Origin of the sequence: Bacillus sp. S71, assembly GCF_016625265.1 — a bacterium.
GTDB classification, from domain to species: domain Bacteria; phylum Bacillota; class Bacilli; order Bacillales; family Bacillaceae_G; genus Bacillus_A; species Bacillus_A cereus.
The window spans coordinates 658146-673721 of record NZ_JACVUW010000003.1 but is presented as its reverse complement, the minus strand read 5'-3'; the positions used below and the strand labels follow the sequence as shown (position 1 = coordinate 673721).

Below are 15576 nucleotides of genomic sequence, written 5' to 3'. Positions count from 1 at the left end.
TTGAGGTCCAGTAGCGCCGGTAGCACCAGTAGCACCTGTGTTACCTTGAACACCCTGAGGTCCAGTAGCGCCGGTAGCACCAGCAGGTCCTTGAGCACCTTGAGGTCCAGTAGCACCTGTGTTACCTTGAGGTCCCTGAGGTCCAGTAGGTCCCTGAGGCCCGCCAGAAGGTCCGGTAGGTCCGGTAACTCCTATACCAGTAGCGCCCGTGGCACCGGTAGCACCTGTGTTACCTTGAACACCTTGAGGTCCAGTAGCACCAGTAGCGCCGGTAGCACCCGTGTTACCTTGAGCACCTTGAGGTCCAGTGGCACCGGTAGCACCTGTGTTACCTTGAACACCTTGAGGTCCAGTGGCACCGGTAGCGCCAGTAGCACCCGTGTTACCTTGAGGTCCAGTAGCGCCGGTAGCGCCCGTGTTACCTCGAGGTCCAGTGGCACCGGTAGCGCCAGTAGCGCCCGTGTTACCTTGAGGTCCGGTAGCGCCAGTAGCGCCCGTGTTACCTCGAGGTCCGGTAGCACCAGTAGCGCCTGCTGGTCCAGTAGGTCCGGTAGGTCCTTGAATGAACGAAGCAGAATTAACTAGAGCAGTTTGTAATGCTGCTATTAATTTAAGAAGCTCTTGAAGTGTGCAAGGGTCAATTCGGAATAATTTTGTAATGTATAGTAAATAGTTAATGAGATTTTGAAGCTCAATAAATACAGCGCTTGCTACAAAGGTTGGATTTCTTAATATAGTTATTAAGTTTTTAATAATAGCTAACCCTTGTGCTTTCAGGGAGGAAGTAGCGTCTAGTGAACAAATAAATTTACTTAGTAGGTTCAATGTATCGATTAGATCTTCAATATTTTGGGGAGATGGATTTGCAAAAAGTGTTGGGATTATTTTTGTTAAATCAATAATAATCGCACGAAATGTTCTAAGTTGAGCTTTAGTAATTGGGATTGATGGAGTATTTGGGATTCGTCCAGCGCTACTTGGAAAGCATGGTTTGGAGAATTTGTTTTGATTGTCGTTATAACGAGACATTAAATCTCTCCTTTCTCACGAAAATGTGAACGAAACTCATCATAGTAGATGCAGAAATTAGTTAAATGGTCATAGTAAAATCGTTTGTTTAAAGAAAAAATAGAAAAAACGCCTTACAATAAGGCGTTTTTTCTATTTTCTGCGTATTGATAATATCGCTTTAATGAAATTTTTGATTTGAATCCAGCGAGCTTTATAATTTCTGATTCAGGAGTTTCTTTTTTTATTAAGTTTAAAATATAGGTGTTACGAAAATGTTGTCCTGAAATTCCTTTACGTAAATTGGCTCTAGCCACTTCGAGGCGAATCATTTTTTGTATAGCAATTTCCGTTAATGCCTTTGGTGCATCATTTTCATATACCCACCTGTATGTTCCGCGGTTAAAATCAAATGCGACAAACAATGAATCATCACTATGATACTTAGGACGAACTGGTTCTGGGATACTTTTGTAATAATTATATAGTTGTTTTTTGTCTTCTTTTGCTAATGTAATTGTTCTTTCTACACCTGCGGTTGCTGGGATTGACAATGTGTTAGTTTCAAAGTGAACGTGATGCATTGTTAATGCTGTAAGTTCCTGTAAGGATAAACCGTAGTCGATCAATAGATTTAAAATAGCAATATTGCGATCCATTAATAAAGGGCGCACAGGAAGTTGTTTTTCTGAAAGTCCTTCTAATGAAGTGACTATATACTTTAATCTTTTTTCTTCATCAGGTGAAATGAAATCTTCGTTACGAAGTGTACGGTCTGGTTGAATAGATATTTCCATATTCTTCAATGGATTGGGAATGTTTAGAAAGTGATGCATTCTATTTAATACAGTAAATACACGATGCATCGTTTTTTCTGAGTAATGTCGATTCGTTTTTAAATCGGAAAAGTAATCTTCGTAGTCTTTTGTACAAAGTGTAGCCCATATATTACTGGAAGGGAGCTTTTTGTTTTTTTCTAACCAATGTCCGAAGTCTTCAACGTCATAAACATAACGTTTAATAGTTGAGGGTTTTCGGCCTTTATTCAATAAAAAAATAGAAAAGGCTTGTATTGTATCATGGAATTCCGTTGTCTCCATAGTCCCACCACCTTAATTATTTCTTATATTATAGCAAACTTTTCTGAAAATAGGCATTTACAAGGGGGACAGGAATAATAATATTTGGTGAGTGGATAAAGTGAAACTATAATCAGTGGGGATTTTGTTCATCCTCTGCGATTATTAGTTGAACCAATCGGGCATTTACGGGCGGTTATCTCCCGCTTAAATACCAAACGTTTGCTGAATGTCGAGGTGGGAGTCTTACTGCTCGCAAATAGCGGGATAAAATGAGGTGATTGTATGGAACAATCGATGCGAAAGAAAAACAACAATCAAATTAATATTGTGTTAAACCATCGAAAGAAAATTTCTTTGCCAGCCGCAGAAAATAAAACGGTAATTTCAAATGAAACTACAATTAAACATGAAATGCTGCAGAGAATTGAAGAAGAGATGGGGAAGCTTGTTGGGATGGATGATATAAAAAAGATAATAAAAGAAATATATGCTTGGATTTATGTGAATAAAAAAAGACAAGAGAAGGGATTGAAGTCTGAGAAGCAAGTGCTTCATATGCTGTTTAAAGGGAATCCGGGTACAGGGAAGACGACTGTTGCTAGAATGATAGGAAAATTGCTGTTTGAGATGAATATTCTATCGAAAGGCCACTTGGTTGAAGCTGAACGTGCTGATCTTGTAGGAGAGTACATCGGCCATACAGCTCAAAAAACAAGAGACTTAATAAAAAAAGCAATGGGAGGTATTTTGTTTATTGATGAGGCGTATTCTTTAGCTCGAGGAGGAGAGAAGGACTTTGGAAAAGAAGCAATTGATACGCTTGTAAAACATATGGAAGATAAACAACATGGTTTTGTATTGATTTTAGCTGGATATTCAAGAGAGATGAATCACTTTCTTTCATTAAATCCAGGGCTGCAATCTCGTTTTCCATTTATTATTGAATTTGCGGATTACTCGGTAAATCAGCTATTGGAAATTGGAAAGAGAATGTATGAAGATCGTGAATATCAGTTATCAAAAGAAGCTGAATGGAAATTTAGGGATCATTTACATGCGGTGAAGTATTCGTCGCAAATTACATCGTTTAGTAATGGGCGGTATGTACGGAATATTGTTGAAAAATCAATTCGTACACAGGCGATGCGGTTGTTGCAAGAAGATACGTATGATAAAAATGATTTAATTGGAATATCGAGTATGGATTTGATGCTCGAAGAGGAGACGCACAGTACATAAACTGTGCGTCTATTTTTGTGTATAAGTTCGTTTACTCTTTTTTTGCTTTTTCTTGGTGCGCTTTATGGAAGCGTTCCATTTTAGCGCTCTTTTCGTGTGCTGAATTAGGGTCGTGTCCAAATTGGTTTACTGAACTTTTTTGAGCTCCTTTATTAACGTGGTTTGTCATTTGTATTCACCTCACTTTAAAAATTAGTATAAACATTATATAAAGAAAAAATCGTTAGAAAAGAAAAACCTCTTTACGATATGTAAAGAGGTTAGATTGCTATTTATGCATTGAACGTTCTTTCGTTTCGATACGTCTGTGCGGTAAATGCCATTTGTAATGAATAGAAACCATGCGGAAGCAAACAATTAAAATGAATAAAATGTAAAGGGCCCAATCGCTAACAATAATTTGAGCGCCAATTAAGAAACCTGCTAAAATTGTCCAAAAGGCATATACTTCAGCTCGAAGAACGAGAGGTTTTCTGCGGGCTAAAAGGTCGCGAATGATACCGCCGCCGATACCAGTTAAAACAGCTGCCACGATTGTGGCGCTAATTGGTAAATTTAATTTTTGAGCATATAATGCTCCTTGTACAGCAAATGCTGATAAGCCGATAGCGTCAGTGATATTTTCCCACTTTTTCCAATGTCTAATTAACTTATTTGGAAAAAGAAAAATAATAGTCATTGATAAAAGTGCGATTTGGAATAACATGTCTTGTTGCCAAAACGCGACAATCGGATAACCGATTAATAAATTACGAAGGGCACCTCCCCCAAATGCGGTTGCCATTCCTAAAATATACACCCCGAAAATATCATAATCCTCTTCCATTGCAACAATGGCTCCGCTTAGTGCGAAAGCGATTGTGCCTATGATGCTAAAAATCTCCCATGCCATGAATTTTCTCCCCCGCTAACTAGATGAAATGTGCTTCCTCTGCTATTATATTAGAAGGTTTAAATTTCGAAAAGGATGAGTGAACATATTTGATGGAAGAAAAAGAAAAAGTCATATTAGTAGGCTGTCAATTGCCGCAAGATGATGATGAAAAATTTATGCATTCCATGAAAGAGCTTGCATCACTAGCTAAGACTGCGAGAGCGGAAGTGTTAGTTTCAACAACGCAAAAACGACCGAAGTTTCATCCGGCAACTTACATAGGTAAAGGGAAATTAGAAGAGCTTACAATGCTAACTGAAGAATTAGAGCCGGATGTTATTATATTTAATAATGAATTAACGCCGAGTCAAATTCGGAATTTATCCTCAGTATTAGATGCGAGAGTAATTGATCGAACGCAACTAATACTAGATATTTTTGCGCAACGTGCGAAGTCGAGGGAAGGTAAGCTTCAAGTAGAATTAGCTCAGTTGCAATATACAATGCCACGTCTTATGGGGCAAGGGTTGTCCTTATCACGTCTTGGTGGTGGTATTGGAACGAGAGGACCGGGTGAGACGAAACTTGAGACGGATCGTCGTCATATTCGATCGCGTATTGATGAAATAAAGAAACAACTTGCAGTTGTTGTGGAACACCGAAAAAGATATCGTGAGAGAAGAAAAGACAATAAAGTATTTCAAATTTCATTAATAGGCTATACAAATGCAGGGAAATCGACACTGTTTAATAGATTAACGGAAGCTAATACGTTTGAAGAAAACCTTCTGTTTGCAACACTAGACCCAACGACGAGGAAGATGCCCTTACCTTCTGGTTATACAGTATTACTAACTGATACTGTTGGTTTTATACAAGATTTACCCACTTCATTAATTGCTGCTTTTCGTTCAACACTGGAAGAAGCGGGGGAAGCAGATGTTATTTTACATGTAGTTGATTCTGCGGATCCTAACTACATAGGGCATGAAAAAACAGTAAAACGATTATTATCAGAACTTGAAATTAATCATATTCCTATTATTACGTTATATAATAAAAAAGATGAATTACATCAAAACTTTATTCCGTTTCCGAAAAGTGATTTCTTAATGACTAGCGCTTTTGAAGAAAGTGATGTATTGCGTATAAAAGAAGCGATAGAAATGAAAATGAAGAAAGAAATGGATCGTTATCGAGTAGAAATCCCTCCGAGTGAAGGTAAGTTATTAACGCTTTTAAAGACGGAAACGCTATTAGCAAAGATGGAGTTTCTGGAAGATAAATTTGTATATGATTGTGCAGGGTATATTTTTACTCATTCATCGCTTAATGTGCAATTAAAGAGATTTTTAGTGGAAGAAGGAGAAAATAAAAATGTTTGATCGTTTGAAAAATGGAGAAAAAATTGCTCCAATCGTAAAAGAAGTAGAGAGTCAGATTACAGAAGTGCATAAACGTGCGGATGAAGTAATTGAAAGTAATCAGTTTCGTGTATTAGAAAGTTTTCGTAAACATAAAATTAGTGACTCGCATTTTATCCCGACGACAGGTTATGGTTATGATGATATTGGCCGTGATACGTTAGAAAAAGTGTATGCTGATGTATTTGGGGCGGAAGCTGGACTTGTTCGTCCGCAAATTATTTCAGGTACTCACGCTATTTCTACAGCGTTATTCGGTATTTTACGTCCAGGAGATGAGTTATTGTACATTACTGGGAAACCGTATGATACGTTAGAGGAAATCGTTGGTGTGCGTGGGAAAGGTGTAGGTTCATTTAAAGAATATAATATTGGTTACAATGCAGTTCCGCTAACTGAAGGTGGGCTTGTTGATTTTGAAGCTGTTGCAGCAGCGATTCATAGTAATACGAAAATGATCGGTATTCAGCGCTCGAAAGGTTATGCTACTCGTCCATCGTTTACTATTTCTCAAATTAAAGAGATGATCGCGTTTGTTAAAGAAATTAAACCTGATGTTGTTGTGTTTGTAGATAATTGTTATGGGGAGTTTATTGAAGAGCAAGAGCCGTGTCATGTTGGTGCAGATTTAATGGCGGGTTCGCTTATTAAAAACCCAGGCGGGGGAATTGTAAAAACTGGTGGTTACATTGTCGGTAAAGAACAGTATGTTGAAGCGTGTGCATATCGTTTAACATCTCCGGGAATTGGTGCGGAAGCTGGAGCGTCTTTATACAGTCTGCAAGAAATGTATCAAGGGTTCTTCTTAGCGCCACATGTTGCAGGACAAGCGCTGAAAGGTGCAATTTTTACAGCTGCGTTTTTAGAAAAGTTAGGAATGAACACGTCACCAGCGTGGAATGCACCAAGAACAGACTTAATTCAATCTGTTCAATTTGATGATAAAGACCGTATGGTTGCCTTCTGTCAAGCGATTCAATATGCATCTCCAATTAATTCGCATTTTACTCCGTATGCAAACTATATGCCAGGTTATGAAGATGATGTAATTATGGCGGCGGGAACATTTATTCAAGGTGCAAGTATTGAATTATCTGCTGATGGTCCGATTAGACCACCGTATGTTGCATATGTGCAAGGTGGATTAACGTATTCGCATGTTAAAATTGCGATTTGTTCTGCGATTGATGAATTGATTGAAAAGAATTTATTAACAATTTCTTAAAGGGGAGCTGTCGATATCGGCAGCTTTTTTCGTATAAAAGTAACGATTTATGCGATTAGAAAAAAGAATGAAAAAATTTATAAAAAAATCATGTAAGAAAAGCTAACATCTATTGACACTAAACATAACATGTTATAAAATGAGAAGCAGTTAAGGCGAAGGAGGAACTGAAAAATGAAAGAAGATAGACGTTCTGCCCCGCTGTTTCCAATTGGTATTGTTATGGATTTAACACAATTGTCTGCACGTCAAATTCGCTACTATGAAGAGCATAATCTTGTTTCTCCAACCCGTACAAAGGGGAATCGTAGATTATTTTCATTTAACGATGTAGATAAGTTGTTAGAGATTAAAGATTTGTTAGATCAAGGCTTGAATATGGCTGGTATTAAGCAAGTGTTACTAATGAAAGAAAATCAAACAGAAGCAGTGAAAGTAAAAGAAGAAACGAAAGAAATTTCAAAAACTGAGCTTCGCAAAATACTTCGAGATGAACTACAACATACAGGTAGATTCAATCGAACTTCATTGCGACAAGGTGACATTTCAAGATTTTTTCACTAAAGATAACTGATTCTGAAGGCGATTAGAGGGACTAAGGAGGAATTTATAATGTCTAGATACACAAAAGAAGATATTTTCCGTTTGGCGAAAGAAGAGAATGTAAAGTATATCCGTTTACAATTTACGGACCTTTTAGGGGTAATTAAAAACGTAGAGATTCCAGTGAGACAATTAACGAAAGCTCTTGATAACAAAATGATGTTTGATGGATCTTCGATTGAAGGTTTCGTACGTATTGAAGAATCTGATATGTATTTATATCCTGATTTAGACACTTGGGTAATTTTCCCTTGGACAGCTGAAAAAGGTAAAGTAGCTCGACTAATCTGTGATATTTACAATGCAGATGGCACTCCATTTGATGGAGACCCACGTAACAATTTAAAACGTGTGTTAAAAGAAATGGAAGCTTTAGGGTTTTCAGACTTCAATCTTGGACCAGAGCCAGAATTCTTCCTATTTAAGGTTGATGAAAAAGGAAATCCAACATTAGAACTAAACGATAACGGTGGATACTTCGACCTTGCGCCGATGGATCTAGGGGAAAACTGTCGTCGTGATATCGTTCTTGAACTTGAAGAAATGGGATTTGAAATTGAAGCATCTCACCATGAGGTTGCTCCAGGGCAGCACGAAATTGACTTTAAATATGCAAATGCAATTCGCTCATGTGATGACATTCAAACATTCAAACTTGTTGTAAAAACAATTGCTCGTAAACATGGTTTACACGCAACGTTTATGCCAAAACCACTATACGGTGTGAACGGTTCAGGTATGCACTGTAACTTATCATTATTTAAAAATGGTGAGAACGTATTCTTTGATGCAAACGGTGACTTACAATTAAGTGATGATGCTCGTCACTTCATCGCAGGTATTTTAAAACATGCACCAGCATTTACAGCGATAGCAAATCCAACTGTAAACTCATATAAACGTCTAGTACCTGGATATGAAGCGCCTTGTTACGTAGCATGGTCTGCACAAAACCGTAGCCCGTTAGTACGTATCCCTGCATCTCGTGGTATTAGTACACGCGTAGAAGTACGTAGTGTTGACCCAGCTGCAAACCCATATTTAGTAATGGCTACATTATTAGCTGCAGGTCTTGATGGAATTAAAAACAAATTAACTCCACCAGCTGCAGTAGACCGTAACATCTATGTAATGACAAAAGAAGAGCGCGAAGAAGCAGGTATCGTTGACTTACCAGCAACATTAGCGCAAGCATTAGTTACATTACAATCTAATGAAGTAGTATGCGGTGCACTAGGAGAACACTTACTTGAGCACTTCATCGAAGCGAAAGAGATTGAGTGGGATATCTTTAGAACACAAGTTCACCAATGGGAACGCGATCAATATATGTCTCTTTACTAAGAGGCTTGAACCCTTGATACAACTCGTATCAAGGGTTTTTTAATTCCCTATTATTACAATTTTATATGGTTGCAAAATGAAAAACAGCCACATAAAAGCCTTGATACTACGGTATCAGGGCTTTTTTAGTGAAGTTATTGGATATGTTAACTACTAGATAATGGATTGTTTTTGGTTATTTTGAATCATGTTACTAAGAAAATCTTTTCAAAAGAATTGATCTTATCTTTTTTAATCACTTGTGCTAAAACTTAATAATTCTTTACTGCCTTGTACAACGCGAGCGATGATTTTTATGTCCTCATCTGCAAGGCTATAAGTTTGTGGCTTGTGAATCAGATTATTACTCAATGATATTAACGTAATGATGCTCAGTTATAACACAGTCTTATTCAGAATTTCGTTAGTTCATTTTCTAAATTTAGGGAATAAATATAGCTTAGTACCTTGCAATAAATAATACTAAGTGGTATATTATGGATAAAACAGGTACCGTGTATTGAACAGTACTAAGATAGGAAAGGAGGATAACACTTGAACGTTCAGTTTAAAAAAGGTGTGCTTGAACTTTGTGTATTAGCACTTGTAAAACGTAAAGATAGTTACGGTTATGAACTTGTTCAGCAAATTTCTAATAAATTTTTAATATCGGAAGGGTCAGTATATCCTTTGTTACGTCGTTTGACGAAAGAAGGGTATTTTCAAACGTATTTAAAGGAATCTACAGAAGGGCCACCTCGTAAATATTATCAATTAACAGAGCAAGGGGAGACGCAATTTCATTTGTTGGTAACAGAATGGCGTGATTTTGCGAAAGGGGTACAAGAAATTATTGAAGGGGTGGAATGGGATGAGTAAAGAAGGGTTTCTTAAAGAATTATCAAGTTATCTTAGAAAGTTACCAGAGGAAGAGAGGCAAGATATTTTATTGGATTATGAAGAGCACTTTCAGTTTGGACTAGAAGAGGGGAAAACTGAATCAGAAATAATTCAGGGCCTTGGTTCTCCGAAAGTAATCGCAAAAGAGTTACTTGCGATGTATCGCTTCGATGAAATGAAAAAAAATCCATCGACTTCAAATGTGACAAGAGCTGTTATGGCAGCGATTGGACTTAGTTTGTTTAATTTTATTATTGTGTTAGGCCCGTTAGTCGCAATTGTTGCTTTTATATTTTCTTTTTGGATTGGTGGTATTGCTAGTGTAGTAACACCATTTTTCGTTATTGGAAAAGTATTTATGGGTACTTTTATATGGTTGGATCTTTTCGTTAGTATAACGTTTGTTGGAGTAGGTTTATTGTTGTGTATTATCGCTTTTTATAGTACAAAGTGGTTTAAGAGATTGTGTGTACGATATGTAATATGGAACTTCAAAATGATAAAAGGAGAGTAAATGATGAAAAAACTATTTTTAATCGCTATCGCTTGTATCATTATTGGAGTAATAGGAATTTCCCAAACATATGAAAAAGCAGTACAAACTGCTGAAAAAGGCGATAAAGAAGATGTAATTAAAAACGAAACATTAAAAAATATAGAAGTTAAGTTAGATGCCGGAGATATTGTTATCCAAAAATCTCCTGATTCTTCTTTTTATGTAAAGCAATCAGGAGATGTACGTAAACAAGAGATTCGTATTGCAGAAGATGGTGACACATTAAAAATTATTGGGGAAAGAGAAAAAGGTGCTTCATTTGATTTTTCTTTTTATGATTTTAGGTTTCAAACGTCTAAATTGACTCTCCTTGTGCCCGAACGCTCTTATCAAGATGTAAAAGTAAATTCATCTGCTGGACAAATCGAAATGAGTGATGTGAAAAGTGATAGCGTAAGTGTTAGAACACTTGCTGGAGAAGTAGAGTTGAAACAAGTAACGGCTAAGAATGTGGAGGGATCGACAAAAGCTGGTGAGGTGAACTTTAAGAAGGTATTAGGGAAAGTGACCGCAAAAACAACAAGTGGGGAAATAAATATTCAAGATCATGATTCCAAGTATAATCTAGAAGCAAGTTCAACTGCGGGAGATATAGATATTACTTTATCGGAAAAACCACAAGATGCGGTAATTACTGGGCAAAGTGCTGCCGGAGATGTAACAATTTTTAATGAAGAAAATAATAACGTAACAATTGGCAATGGTAGTAAAAAGATTAGCGGTAAAACGGCTGCGGGAGATGTGACGATTGAAACTCGTTAATAAGAAATAGAATGTATGGAAATCTATCAAAATACAAAAAAGAAGATAATTACCGTATATAAATAAGGTAATTATCTTCTTTTTATTATTTTTAATGTAAATCACGATATACGCCAATTACTTTCCCGATAACTGACACTTGTTTTAAAATGATAGGTTCTAATGAAGAGTTTTCTGGTTGTAGACGGAAATGGTCTTTTTCTTTATAGAAACGTTTAACAGTTGCTTCGTTATCTTCTGTTAAAGCGACTACAATTTCACCATTATATGCAGATTGTTGTTGGCGAACAACAACTAAATCTCCATCGAAAATACCAGCTTCAATCATACTATCTCCAGAAATACGTAACATGAACACTTGGTCTGCTCCAGCAACAATACTAGCTGGAAGTGGGAAATGTTCCTCTACGCTTTCGACCGCTGTAATTGGTAAACCGGCAGTAACTTTTCCGACAATTGGAACTTGAATAACAGATTGTGTTTCCGTATCCATTCGGTCTTCACCTAAAATTTCAATGGCACGTGGTTTTGTTGGATCGCGTCGAATGTATCCTTTTTCTTCTAATCGTGATAAATGTCCGTGCACTGTAGAACTAGAAGCGAGGCCGACTGCTTGACCAATTTCACGTACGGAAGGTGGATATCCTTTTTCTTGTACTTTTAGCTTAATAAAGTCGAGAATGTCTTGCTGGCGTTTCGTTAACTTTTCCATGTTTTCTAACACCTCGTTTTCTTTCATTTTTCTTATTAATAAGTATAACATGTGAAAAAACATTCTACAAACATAAGTTCGAACAAATGGCGGATTTATGTTACACTATAGGGAAATAATAGGGAGAAAGAGGGGTTCAAAATGAATGCAATTATTTATGCACGTGTGAGTACAACGAAAGAAGCGCAAGAAACATCATTATTACGTCAAAAAGATGAATTATTGCATTTAGCTGAGCGCTATCAAATGAATGTTACTAAGGTGATTGAAGAGCAGGCTAGTGGATATACAATTGAACGTGACGGTATATTAGAGGTGCTGGATACAATTCGAGACGAACAAATTGATGTGTTACTTATACAAGATGAAACGCGCCTTGGTAGAGGAAATGCGAAGATCGCATTAATGCATTGTTTACATAAAGAAGGCATAAAAGTATATACGCATACACATAATGGTGAATTACAATTGTCGGATTCTGATTCTATGGTATTAGATATTATTGGTATTGTTGAAGAATATCAAAGAAAGATTCATAATTTGAAAATTAAACGAGGTATGCAACGTGCAGTAGAAAAAGGTTATCGTCCAGAAAATAATTTAAAAAATCGTCATTTAAGTGTAGGAAGAGAGAAAAAAGAAGTGCCAATTGAGGAAATTGTACGTTTGCGAAAAAGTGAACTCACGTTTGAAGAAATTGCAGCAACATTACGTGGATTTGGTCATAATGTTTCAAAGGCGACTGTACATCGTAGATATGTAGAGTATACGAAGCAATTGCTTGATAAAGAAGAGTAACTATTGTATGATAATAATCAGTTTTGATTAGAAGGGGGATTCGAGATGATTAATCACGAACTCGTTGAACGCATTAACTTCTTAGCGAAAAAAGCAAAAGCTGAAGGTTTAACTGAAGAAGAGCAACGTGAGCGTCAATCGCTACGTGAACAATATTTAAAAGGATTTCGTCAAAATATGTTAAACGAACTTAAAGGAATTAAAGTTGTTAACGAAGAAGGTACAGATGTTACACCGACGAAATTAAAAGCTTTAAAAAAGCAAGATAATGCAAAATTAAATTAAAAGATGGGCGAAGCCCATCTTTTTTTATTTGTAAAAATCGTTATTTAATAACTTTCCAGTTGTTATTAACTGTTGCTTCTATCGTTTTATGTTCCAATATATAATTAGCGATAAGTTCAGACATATCTTTGGGTATATCTTTTACTACCGGTTTGTTTTGAAACATAAAGAAATTTCCCCCGCCACTTGCACGATAATTATTCATTACAACTTCATATTCTTCATTCGTATTAAGAGGAGCACTGTTATGCTGTAAAGATTCTACTCTTTCACCAATTGGTTTTGAAATGTTTAATACATATGAAATCCCTTCCCACATATCATAATTATAATGTTGTGGTTTTGGTTCTATGTAGGTAGGACTTACGATGATGGATCCATCTGTTTTTAATGTGAAATAAGAAGCAGAGAGTTCAAGAGCGGCTTTTATATCAGCTCCAGTTATTCTAATTACTTTTAATGTGTTTGGATAAATATAATTAGAAACGATGTCACGCATTGTTACATGTTCCGGGAAACCTGGAGATGTATTATGGAACAAACTTGTACAAGAAATTGATACCTTAGCTATATCCATCTGTATTTTATTTATGAATTCGATAAAAGGATGATCGTGCAAACGAGTTTGCATAGCATCTGAAATTTGCATGTCCCCCTGAATGATTCCAATAGGTTGATCAAGCCACTTTTGTGTTTTCTCTTCGTAATCGGCTACCAATGAAAGTACATCTTGGTCCGCTTCAATTCCTTGTACAGATAATAATTCAGAAGAGCTCTCTTTTTTTACCCATTTACGTTTCGTTTTTTCGAATGTTACTTTTACTTTTCCGACTGAGTGTCCATTGCATCCGGTCTGTAAAATTGTTACACCGTTAGCCATTGTGTGAGAAATTTCTCGGTGTTGATGACCTGTTAGTAAAAGATCTATGCCTTCAATTTCATGGCACATTGCATATCCTTGGTTTTCACCTGTTAACACTTCAGTAGGTTCCCCGGTTTGTAAATCTTTTTCAAATCCACCGTGATAGGCTACGACTAATAAATCGGGTTTCTCATGTTCGCGAATATAAGAAACCCATTTTTTTGTAGTCTTTAATGCATCTTCAAATAGTAAATCTTTAATGTGATGAGCCTGTTCCCAATTTGGGATGTAATGTGTTGTTACCCCTAAAATAGCGATTTTTATATTGGATTCAATCTGTTTGATTAAATAAGGTTTTCCGAAATAGGGTTTGTTTATGTTTTTATCTAATATGTTTGCTGATAGGTACGGGAAGTTCGCAGTAGTCACAGCATTATTTAATATATTCATCCCGTAATTAAATTCATGATTGCCGATAATTGCAGCGTCATATTGTAAGTAATTCGCTAATAAGGACATTGGATTTTTTTTGTTTTTTTCGTATGTAACGTAATGATAAGTAAATGGTGTTCCTTGAATAAAGTCGCCATTATCAATTAAAAGAACGTTTGTATTTTGGGAACGTTCTTTTTTTATAAGAGTAGAAATTTTAGCTAAACCAAGTTCTGCTGGGGAGTTATCTTGGTAGTGAATAGGATAAACAGTGCCATGTATATCGCTTGTTAATAAGATGTTTAAAGTTACAGTTTGATTTTGTTCCAATATGACTCACCTTTTCTATTGTTATCTTCCAATTAATCATATCAAATATGTGAAGTGAATTTTGATGTGAATGTATAGAATGTGTAAAGATTCTGTAAATAACCAATTGTGTATCAAAATATGTGATATATTTCTTCATGTTTACGGAAGGTTATTTTATAACAAGAAAAATGGAGGCATTAATATGTTGAAAAAAGTTTTTGCAATGAGTACAACAGTTGTACTAGCGGCCGGATTATTAAGTGGCTGCGGGACGAAAGAGTCCAGTGCAAGTAAAAATGAAGATACGAAAAAAGGTTATGTACCAAAGACCTTAAATGTTCAATTTGTTCCTTCTCAAAATGCGGATACGTTAGAGGCAAAGGCAAAACCATTGGAAAAGCTATTAAGCGATAAATTAAATATTCCGGTAAAAGTTAGTATTTCAACGAACTACAATACAATTGTAGAAGCGATGGCATCTAAACAAGTAGATGTAGGATTTTTACCGCCAACAGCGTACGTATTAGCACATGAAAAGAAGGCTGCAAATGTAATTTTACAAGCACAACGTTTTGGAGTAGAGGATGAAACAGGAGCTCCTACAAAAGATTTAGTAGATTATTATAAATCTGAGTTTGTTGTTAAAAAAGACTCTAATATAAATAGTGTAAAAGATTTAAAAGGTAAAAAGATTGGTTATCAAGACGTAACATCATCAGCAGGGTATGTATGGCCTGCAGCTGTTCTATTAAAAGAGGGAATTGATCCGTTAAAAGATGTGAAACCTGTTACATTAAAAGGTCACGATCAGTCGCTTATTGCTCTTTTAAATGGTGACGTAGATGCAGCTGTTGTATTCCAAGATGCTCGTAATATTGTAAAAAAGGATTATCCGAATATATTTGATCAAACGAAAATAGTGAAATTTACTGAGAAAATTCCGAACGATACAATTTCTGTACGCTCGGATTTAGATGCAGAGTGGAGCAAGAAATTACAAGATGCTTTCATTGAAATTGGAAAAAATGAGGAAGGCCGTAAAATCATTAAAGAAGTATATTCTCATGAAGGATATATTAAATCTGATGATAGTAAATTTGATATTGTTCGTGAATATGGAAAGACAGTGAAGACGCAATAATACATAGTGAAATGGCGGCTAGCTGGAAGGTGTGAGAT

Annotated in this window: 17 protein-coding genes; 11 read left to right on the top strand and 6 right to left on the bottom strand. The window is 36.2% G+C overall.

Going from position 1 to position 15576, the window contains the following annotated elements; genetic code table 11:
* The coding region (locus IBT51_RS10325) for a collagen-like repeat preface domain-containing protein (RefSeq protein WP_200483278.1) at positions 1-1029 on the bottom strand (1029 nt) is incomplete at its 3' end.
* 113 nt (positions 1030-1142) lie between these two features.
* On the bottom strand, positions 1143-2108 hold the full coding sequence (locus tag IBT51_RS10320; RefSeq protein WP_000450330.1) for a tyrosine-type recombinase/integrase: 966 nt from the start codon (positions 2106-2108) through the stop codon (positions 1143-1145).
* Between the two features lie 264 nt (positions 2109-2372).
* Here IBT51_RS10320 and spoVK point away from each other — a divergent pair, with 264 nt between their 5' ends.
* The gene (gene spoVK, locus IBT51_RS10315) at positions 2373-3329 is read left to right on the top strand and encodes a stage V sporulation protein K (protein WP_000438177.1); all 957 of its coding nucleotides are present in this window, start codon (positions 2373-2375) and stop codon (positions 3327-3329) included.
* Between the two features lie 31 nt (positions 3330-3360).
* On the opposite strand, the gene IBT51_RS10310 is transcribed toward spoVK, so the two are convergent.
* Together IBT51_RS10310 and IBT51_RS10305 are read right to left on the bottom strand one after the other, a co-directional pair.
* Entirely contained in the window at positions 3361-3498 is a 138-nt protein-coding gene (locus tag IBT51_RS10310) for a hypothetical protein (RefSeq protein WP_000181505.1), read from the bottom strand.
* A gap of 99 nt (positions 3499-3597) precedes the next feature.
* On the bottom strand, positions 3598-4221 hold the full coding sequence (locus IBT51_RS10305) for a trimeric intracellular cation channel family protein (protein WP_000312267.1): 624 nt from the start codon (positions 4219-4221) through the stop codon (positions 3598-3600).
* A gap of 92 nt (positions 4222-4313) precedes the next feature.
* Between IBT51_RS10305 and hflX the strand changes: the two genes are divergently transcribed.
* The 7 genes from hflX (at position 4314) to IBT51_RS10270 (ending at position 10996) form a co-directional block, all read left to right on the top strand.
* The gene (gene hflX / locus IBT51_RS10300; protein ID WP_069356097.1) at positions 4314-5588 is read left to right on the top strand and encodes a GTPase HflX; all 1275 of its coding nucleotides are present in this window, start codon (positions 4314-4316) and stop codon (positions 5586-5588) included.
* A complete protein-coding gene (locus IBT51_RS10295; RefSeq protein WP_069356096.1) occupies positions 5581-6852 on the top strand; it encodes a methionine gamma-lyase family protein in 1272 nt (423 codons plus the stop codon). The genes hflX and IBT51_RS10295 overlap by 8 nt, the downstream gene beginning before the upstream one ends.
* Positions 6853-7026: 174 nt before the next feature.
* On the top strand, positions 7027-7416 hold the full coding sequence (gene glnR, locus IBT51_RS10290; RefSeq protein ID WP_000656783.1) for a transcriptional repressor GlnR: 390 nt from the start codon (positions 7027-7029) through the stop codon (positions 7414-7416).
* Between the two features lie 48 nt (positions 7417-7464).
* Positions 7465-8799: a type I glutamate--ammonia ligase gene (gene glnA, locus IBT51_RS10285; RefSeq protein ID WP_000092763.1), complete on the top strand. Its 1335-nt coding sequence runs from the start codon at positions 7465-7467 to the stop codon at positions 8797-8799.
* Positions 8800-9333: 534 nt separating this feature from the next.
* Positions 9334-9657 carry a PadR family transcriptional regulator gene (locus IBT51_RS10280; RefSeq protein WP_001102628.1) on the top strand — a complete coding sequence of 108 codons (324 nt, stop codon included), beginning with the start codon at positions 9334-9336 and terminating at the stop codon, positions 9655-9657.
* Positions 9650-10192 (top strand): DUF1700 domain-containing protein, encoded by a 543-nt coding sequence (locus IBT51_RS10275; RefSeq protein WP_000031386.1) that lies wholly within the window; start codon positions 9650-9652, stop codon positions 10190-10192. Before IBT51_RS10280 ends, IBT51_RS10275 begins: the two co-directional genes overlap by 8 nt.
* On the top strand, positions 10193-10996 hold the full coding sequence (locus tag IBT51_RS10270; RefSeq protein WP_001986547.1) for a DUF4097 family beta strand repeat-containing protein: 804 nt from the start codon (positions 10193-10195) through the stop codon (positions 10994-10996).
* A gap of 91 nt (positions 10997-11087) precedes the next feature.
* On the opposite strand, the gene lexA is transcribed toward IBT51_RS10270, so the two are convergent.
* On the bottom strand, positions 11088-11708 hold the full coding sequence (lexA, locus tag IBT51_RS10265; RefSeq protein WP_000413738.1) for a transcriptional repressor LexA: 621 nt from the start codon (positions 11706-11708) through the stop codon (positions 11088-11090).
* A gap of 141 nt (positions 11709-11849) precedes the next feature.
* Here lexA and IBT51_RS10260 point away from each other — a divergent pair, with 141 nt between their 5' ends.
* Both IBT51_RS10260 and IBT51_RS10255 read left to right on the top strand, forming a co-directional pair.
* Positions 11850-12506 carry a YneB family resolvase-like protein gene (locus IBT51_RS10260; protein WP_000991471.1) on the top strand — a complete coding sequence of 219 codons (657 nt, stop codon included), beginning with the start codon at positions 11850-11852 and terminating at the stop codon, positions 12504-12506.
* 45 nt (positions 12507-12551) lie between these two features.
* Positions 12552-12791: a DUF896 domain-containing protein gene (locus IBT51_RS10255; RefSeq protein ID WP_000607015.1), complete on the top strand. Its 240-nt coding sequence runs from the start codon at positions 12552-12554 to the stop codon at positions 12789-12791.
* A 40-nt stretch (positions 12792-12831) separates the two neighbouring features.
* Here the strand turns inward: IBT51_RS10255 and IBT51_RS10250 are convergent, their stop codons facing one another.
* Positions 12832-14415: a bifunctional metallophosphatase/5'-nucleotidase gene (locus IBT51_RS10250; RefSeq protein WP_200458083.1), complete on the bottom strand. Its 1584-nt coding sequence runs from the start codon at positions 14413-14415 to the stop codon at positions 12832-12834.
* Positions 14416-14599: 184 nt separating this feature from the next.
* Here IBT51_RS10250 and IBT51_RS10245 point away from each other — a divergent pair, with 184 nt between their 5' ends.
* A complete protein-coding gene (locus tag IBT51_RS10245; protein ID WP_000915063.1) occupies positions 14600-15538 on the top strand; it encodes a phosphate/phosphite/phosphonate ABC transporter substrate-binding protein in 939 nt (312 codons plus the stop codon).
* Positions 15539-15576 lie beyond the last annotated feature (38 nt).

Bases quoted from the DNA above. Each gene is read 5' to 3' on its own strand.
- IBT51_RS10310 (WP_000181505.1), bottom strand. From the start codon at position 3,498: ATGACAAACCACGTTAATAAAGGAGCTCAAAAAAGTTCAGTAAACCAA.
- IBT51_RS10270 (WP_001986547.1), top strand. From the start codon at position 10,193: ATGATGAAAAAACTATTTTTAATCGCTATCGCTTGTATCATTATTGGA.
- glnR (WP_000656783.1), top strand. From the start codon at position 7,027: ATGAAAGAAGATAGACGTTCTGCCCCGCTGTTTCCAATTGGTATTGTT.
- IBT51_RS10305 (WP_000312267.1), bottom strand. From the start codon at position 4,221: ATGGCATGGGAGATTTTTAGCATCATAGGCACAATCGCTTTCGCACTA.
- hflX (WP_069356097.1), top strand. From the start codon at position 4,314: ATGGAAGAAAAAGAAAAAGTCATATTAGTAGGCTGTCAATTGCCGCAA.
- glnA (WP_000092763.1), top strand. From the start codon at position 7,465: ATGTCTAGATACACAAAAGAAGATATTTTCCGTTTGGCGAAAGAAGAG.
- IBT51_RS10295 (WP_069356096.1), top strand. From the start codon at position 5,581: ATGTTTGATCGTTTGAAAAATGGAGAAAAAATTGCTCCAATCGTAAAA.
- IBT51_RS10260 (WP_000991471.1), top strand. From the start codon at position 11,850: ATGAATGCAATTATTTATGCACGTGTGAGTACAACGAAAGAAGCGCAA.
- IBT51_RS10245 (WP_000915063.1), top strand. From the start codon at position 14,600: ATGTTGAAAAAAGTTTTTGCAATGAGTACAACAGTTGTACTAGCGGCC.
- spoVK (WP_000438177.1), top strand. From the start codon at position 2,373: ATGGAACAATCGATGCGAAAGAAAAACAACAATCAAATTAATATTGTG.
- IBT51_RS10320 (WP_000450330.1), bottom strand. From the start codon at position 2,108: ATGGAGACAACGGAATTCCATGATACAATACAAGCCTTTTCTATTTTT.
- IBT51_RS10275 (WP_000031386.1), top strand. From the start codon at position 9,650: ATGAGTAAAGAAGGGTTTCTTAAAGAATTATCAAGTTATCTTAGAAAG.
- IBT51_RS10255 (WP_000607015.1), top strand. From the start codon at position 12,552: ATGATTAATCACGAACTCGTTGAACGCATTAACTTCTTAGCGAAAAAA.
- lexA (WP_000413738.1), bottom strand. From the start codon at position 11,708: ATGGAAAAGTTAACGAAACGCCAGCAAGACATTCTCGACTTTATTAAG.